Genomic DNA, 5,823 nt, shown 5'->3' on the forward strand with positions numbered 1-5,823 from the left:
TAATTAGGAGTTAAGGAACCATTCCTATAAAAGCGATGAAAGATAATTTACCACAGTGCAGCCACATGAAGGCTGCACCATAGGGTTTCACAGGGTATGATATATTCCCTTCACTTGACTTCTCCCGGCGGGAGAAGGATTTTTTTGAAATCAGCGGATCGAGCCTTGCAGAACGGGATAGAAATACATTTCAATTACGAGTCGTAAGGCACAAACAGCTTCGGTGAAGGGAATAGTCTCACTTTTTTTGGTTCTCTCAATTTTCTCAGTGTTCTCTAGTGAGTCACATACTTGACGTGACGAACGGGTGGTGAAAAAAGAATTGAGGCCTTGAAAACTATTACTTGATTTAACCCCGTGAAACTCTGTGTACCCAGTGGTGGATGAGTCTTTTTGTTTTGATTGAATTTGGAACCTGGAACTTGAAACGTGGAACCTGAGCGAAGCGAGTACTTGAGCGAAGCGATCGATCGGTTGTGATAAATCAAGGCTCATTTGCTGATACTCACTTCTCTGAGGAGCCGGAATTATTAGATGCCATGAGTGTTAATCCATGGTAGTTCATTGGTACGGAACCTGAAAATATTCAATTCATCTTTGGCCTTTGGGCTTCTTGTCCGCCATAGCTCACAGAGCGACGGTGGATGGCCTTTGGGCTGGAAGGAGCTACTTCCATGCGTAAAGAATCGGTCAATTTTCTAAGAGATCTCGTTGCGGCCCCCAGCCCGTCCGGATTTGAGGGACCGGCCCAGAAGGTTTGGAAGGACAGGACCTCACCCTTTGCCGATGAGGTGAAGGTGGATGTTAACGGCAACACTATCGCTGTTCTGAACCCCGGGGGCAGCCCGAGGGTCATGCTGGCCGGGCACACCGACGAGGTGGGTTTCATGGTCAAATACATCTCTGATGAGGGTTATATCTCTTTTGTTACCATTGGTGGTGTGGATATTCACCTTGCGCCTGCCAGGCGGGTGGTCATCCACACAGCGGGGGGACCGGTCATGGGTGTTATAGGGAAAAAACCTGTCCACCTGATGGCCCCTCAGGACAGAAACAACCAGAAGCTTGAGTGGCACCAGCTCTGGATCGATATTGGCGCCAAGGACCGCAAGGAGGTGGGAAAAAAGGTTGCCCTGGGAGATCCTGTAACCTTTATGGATGGTTTTGAGATCCTTAACGGCAGCTGCGTTATCGGAAGAGGGTTTGATGACAAGGCGGGAAGCTTTACAGTGTCGGAGGTTTTAAGACTTCTAAAAGGGCGGAAGATCAAGGCCTCCGTTTTTGCTGTTTCAACAGTTCAGGAGGAGCTGGGTTTGAGAGGTGCCAAGACGAGCGCCCACGGGATCGATCCCGACATCGGGATCGCCATCGATGTGACCTTCGCTTCGGACCATCCTGACAGCGATAAAAAACAGCTGGGGGAGATTTCTCTGGGTAAGGGACCAGTTCTCGCAAGAGGCCCGAATATAAACCCCAAGATATACAGCCGGCTGGTCAAGCTGGCGGAGGCGGGCAAGATCCCTTATCAGGTTGAGCCGGCACCGAGGGCCACCGGCACCGATGCCAACGTCATTCAGATGACGCGCAGCGGGGTTGCCACCGGTCTTGTCAGCATACCGAACCGGTATATGCACACCCCTGTGGAAATGGTTCACCTCGGTGACCTTGAAAACACTGCCAAGCTGATTGCGGCCTACATTGAATCCCTGAAACCCGGGGAGGATATGACTCCATTTTAAGAGATACTCCAAAGCCCAATGCCTGCCCCCGGCTTGAACAGGGGTTCAAAGTCCAAAGATAAAATGCGGGAGCATACTAGTATGGATCGCTGCTTTCCCTTGAAAATTAAACGCATTGGATTGTCATCTGTTTGGTCCTTGGTCCTTGGACTTTGGGGTTGAATTTCCCATGCGCATAATCACCGGCACCGCCAAAGGAAGAAAACTTTCCAGCCCGAAAGGGACGAAAACCCGTCCCACCTCCGACCGGGTCAGGGAAGCGATCTTCTCCATCGTGGGCGATGTGGTGGTAGATGCCCGGGTCCTGGATCTGTATTCGGGAACAGGGGCGATGGGCCTGGAAGCCCTGAGCCGGGGGGCCGGAAAGGCGGTCTTTGTGGAAACAGATCCCGCAGCACTCCGGTGTTTGAACACGAATATTGAGATGTGCCGATGCAGGGACAGGTCTGAGGTTGTCAGCCGATCGGCGATCTTGTACCTTGAGGCAATAGATCCGGAGGATATCGTTGATCTGGTTTTTGCAGACCCCCCCTATAGAGGTGATCTGGGGACTTTGACCTTGCTGGCGATTTCCAAACATGCTAAACCCTTGAAAAGGTGTCTGATTATCCTGGAGCATGCTCCGGATAGAGTTCCTGAGCCTATTCCTGCCAATCTGGACAAGGTGGATGCCAGGAAGTATGGCAACATAGGTGTCACCTTTCTTCGATTCAAAAATACTCAGGAGGCCTGATTGAAGACTGTAGCCATCTACCCGGGGACTTTCGACCCCATCACTAATGGACATGTTGATCTCATTAAACGAGCGGCCTTTATCTACCCGAAAGTTATCGTGCTGGTCGCCGCCGATACCAGGAAAGTGTGCATGTTTTCCATGGAGGAGAGGGTCCGTATGGTCCGGGAGGGTATCAACGATCTGTGTCCCAACGTTCAGGTCGAACCGTTTCAGGGCCTGCTTGTTGAGATCGTCAGGAAGCACGGAGCCAAGATCATTCTTCGCGGTCTGAGAGCCGTTTCCGACTTTGAGTATGAATCCCAGATGGCACTGATGAACCGGAGGCTGGAAAAGAGGATCGAAACCTTTTTCATGATAAGCAGTGAGGAATACGCCTACCTGAGTTCCAGTTTTGTAAAGGAGATAGCCAGCCTCGGCGGCGACGTGAGCACTTTGGTCCCATCCGCTGTAGATAAGGAACTCAGGAAGCGCTTTAGCATTGTGTGATATCTGGTTCTTACCGCTAATGCGTACCTGGGTTAAACAACGGTTGCTATAAATGCGATGTTTTTCACCACAGAGTCACACTCTTGTAGTGAGTGACGAACGGGTGGTGAAAAGAGTTGAACCTGGAACTTGAAACGTGGAGCTTGACCGAAGCAAGCGATCGGTTGTGAGAAATCAAGGTTCATTCGCAGGTACTCATTGCCACGATGAGCCTGATATGGGAAATGATAGGGGGTGCTGAACGTGGATGATCCTGACGGGAAACATCCTGATGGTGCACCAATGCGCCTCGGCGATGATATCATTTGTGCTCTTAAAGACCGCGCACGGGAGGCTGCTTCCAGGGTTATCCTGCCTGAAGGCGGAGACCCGAGGGTTCTAGAAGCGGCTGTCATAGCTGATTCTGACGGGCTGGCACAAACCACCGTGATAGGTGATGAAGAGAAGATCCGCATCTCAGCGTCCCGTGCGGGGTTAGACCAGGACCACCTCCACATCGTCGATCCCAAAACAATTTACGAGTACGATGAGCTGAAGGCCTCCTACGCCGTTCTCAGAGCTAGGAAGGGGAAAACCCGGGAAGAGGCTGACGAAGAGTTCTCAAACCCGGTCGTCATGGGAACCATGATGGTGAGTATCGGATTGGCGGATGGTCTTGTGGCAGGAGCGGTTACGACAACCGGTCAGGTGGTGAGCAGTGCCCTTCGTATCCTGGGTAAAGCCCCAGGTGTCGAGGTTGTATCCAGCTGCTTTATCATGGTTATGCCGGTGGCCGAATTCGGTGAAAAGGGTGTCTTCATTTTTGCCGATTGCGGGATCGTCCCCGACCCAACTTCGTCTCAGCTTGCACAGATAGCCATCTCCGCTGCCAGGAGCGGTGTTTTCTTTCTCGGCTTCGAACCCAGGGTGGCAATGCTGTCCTTTTCCAGCCACGGGAGCGCACAGCATCCCCGGGTTGATAAGGTGCGGGAAGCTGCCAGGATGGTAAGGGAGAGAGAACCGGATCTTGTGGTAGATGGGGAGATCCAGTTGGATGCGGCTATCGTTCCTGGTGTGGCGGAAATGAAGGTGCCGGACAGCCCCCTTGAAGGTCGGGCAAATGTTCTGGTATTTCCTGACCTGGATTCGGGTAATATCGCCTACAAACTGGTTGAGCGTCTTGCCAACACCCGGGCCATCGGCCCGATACTCCAGGGGCTCAGTCGACCCGTGAACGATCTTTCCAGGGGATGCCGGGTAGACGACATCGTCAACGTCATAGCACTGACCTCGATTCAGGCAAAATGGGGGTAATAGATAGTCCAAAGTCCAATGTCCAAAGTCCAAAGGGATATCAGCACGCAGAACACAGAACGCCGGACGCAGAATGAGATCAAATGCTTTTAACCTTGGCTCTTGGATTTTGGACCTTGGATCAAATCAAGTATCTGGTATTTAGAACCTTAAGCTGCTATTTGAATTTTGGAATCAGGAATTCGTAATCTGAAATTCCGGGTAATTTTTTCTGGCCATTTACTCGGCCTAAACACTCAAGGAAATAGGGGGCAACAAAATGGAACTTTCTAAAAGGGTTAAAGGGATTAAACCGTCACCGACACTTGCCATAACAGCGAAGGCCAATCAGATGAAGGCCGATGGTATGGATGTCGTCGGTTTCGGAGCAGGTGAACCTGATTTCGACACTCCAGACAATATCAAGCAGGCGTGTATCAAATCGCTGCTGGCCGGTAATACAAAGTACACCCCGGTACCTGGTACGAATGAGGCCAGGGATGCGGTGGCAGGAAAACTCAAAAAAGACCAGGGTCTCGACTATGCCCGGAACCAGATCGTCATCTCCTGCGGCGCCAAACATACACTGTACAATGTTTTTCAGGCCCTGGTAGGGGAGGGTGACGAGGTCCTGATACCTGCCCCCTATTGGGTGTCATATCCAGACCAGGTAGTCCTTGCCAGCGCCGAGCCTGTCATAGTTGAGACAAAGGAAGAGAACAACTTTATCCCCACCGTCTCTGAACTGGAAAAGGCCACGACCTCAAAAACAAAAGCTCTCGTTATAAACAGCCCCAGTAACCCTACCGGAGGGGCGGCAACAAGAGAACAGCTCGAGGAGATAGCTCAGTTCGCCAGGGATAAGGATCTCGTTGTTATATCTGACGAAGTATACGAGAAGATCATTTATGACGATTTTGAATTTACCAGCATTGCCCAGCTTCCAGGAATGATGGAGAGAACGATCCTTGTCAACGGGCTTTCAAAAGCCTATTCCATGACCGGCTGGAGGATCGGATATGCCGCAGGTCCCGTAGATATCGTAGGCGCCATCAGCAAAATACAAAGCCAGAGCACTTCCAACCCCGTGTCTTTTATAATGCCTGCGGTTGTGGAGGCTCTTAACGGACCCCAGGATTTCATCGACACCATGGTGACCGAGTTCGACAAAAGGCGTAACTATATATATGACAGATTGAACTCCATGGATGGAGTAACCTGCTTCAAGCCCCAGGGCGCGTTTTACGTGTTCCCGAACTTTTCCGGTTTATATGGGCGTAAGTTTAGTGGGAAGTCTATTGAGGGGTCCAACGACTTTGCGGACTACCTGCTCGATGAGGCCAAAGTTGCCATCGTTTCGGGTATAGCTTTCGGGGCCGATGATTACGCGCGGCTGTCCTACGCCATCGCCATGGAAAATATCGAAAAGGGTTTGGATCGAATAGAGGCCGCTATCGGAGGGTTGGATTAAAGCAGCGAACGCAGTACACCGTTTACAGTTAACGGTTAACAGTTGATGACTTCGCAAAAAGTCATCAATGCGCCCCGCGCGGGGCGCCCAAATCAATGACTCGCACCGTAAGTCATTGA

At 51.2% G+C, this 5,823-nt stretch carries 5 protein-coding genes; all 5 read left to right on the forward strand.

Annotated elements, in window-relative coordinates; all coding sequences use genetic code 11:
- Positions 1–674: 674 nt before the first annotated feature.
- The 5 genes from P1S59_14075 (at position 675) to P1S59_14095 (ending at position 5,704) form a co-directional block, all read left to right on the forward strand.
- Positions 675–1,739, forward strand: a complete 1,065-nt coding sequence (locus tag P1S59_14075) for a M42 family metallopeptidase (protein MDF1527358.1) — start codon at positions 675–677, stop codon at positions 1,737–1,739.
- Between the two features lie 169 nt (positions 1,740–1,908).
- The gene (gene rsmD / locus P1S59_14080; GenBank protein MDF1527359.1) at positions 1,909–2,472 is read left to right on the forward strand and encodes a 16S rRNA (guanine(966)-N(2))-methyltransferase RsmD; all 564 of its coding nucleotides are present in this window, start codon (positions 1,909–1,911) and stop codon (positions 2,470–2,472) included.
- The gene (gene coaD, locus P1S59_14085; protein ID MDF1527360.1) at positions 2,473–2,961 is read left to right on the forward strand and encodes a pantetheine-phosphate adenylyltransferase; all 489 of its coding nucleotides are present in this window, start codon (positions 2,473–2,475) and stop codon (positions 2,959–2,961) included.
- 243 nt (positions 2,962–3,204) lie between these two features.
- Positions 3,205–4,254: a phosphate acetyltransferase gene (pta, locus tag P1S59_14090; GenBank protein ID MDF1527361.1), complete on the forward strand. Its 1,050-nt coding sequence runs from the start codon at positions 3,205–3,207 to the stop codon at positions 4,252–4,254.
- Between the two features lie 259 nt (positions 4,255–4,513).
- Positions 4,514–5,704, forward strand: coding sequence for a pyridoxal phosphate-dependent aminotransferase (locus tag P1S59_14095; protein ID MDF1527362.1), 1,191 nt, complete (start codon positions 4,514–4,516; stop codon positions 5,702–5,704).
- Positions 5,705–5,823: the final 119 nt, after the last annotated feature.

The sequence above is a fragment of the bacterium genome, from assembly GCA_029210965.1.
Classification (GTDB): domain Bacteria; phylum BMS3Abin14; class BMS3Abin14; order BMS3Abin14; family BMS3Abin14; genus JALHUC01.

What these genes read in the sequence shown, in the direction of transcription:
- P1S59_14075 (MDF1527358.1), top strand. Translation starts at nt 675, where the DNA reads ATGCGTAAAGAATCGGTCAATTTTCTAAGAGATCTCGTTGCGGCCCCC.
- rsmD (MDF1527359.1), top strand. Translation starts at nt 1,909, where the DNA reads ATGCGCATAATCACCGGCACCGCCAAAGGAAGAAAACTTTCCAGCCCG.
- P1S59_14095 (MDF1527362.1), top strand. Translation starts at nt 4,514, where the DNA reads ATGGAACTTTCTAAAAGGGTTAAAGGGATTAAACCGTCACCGACACTT.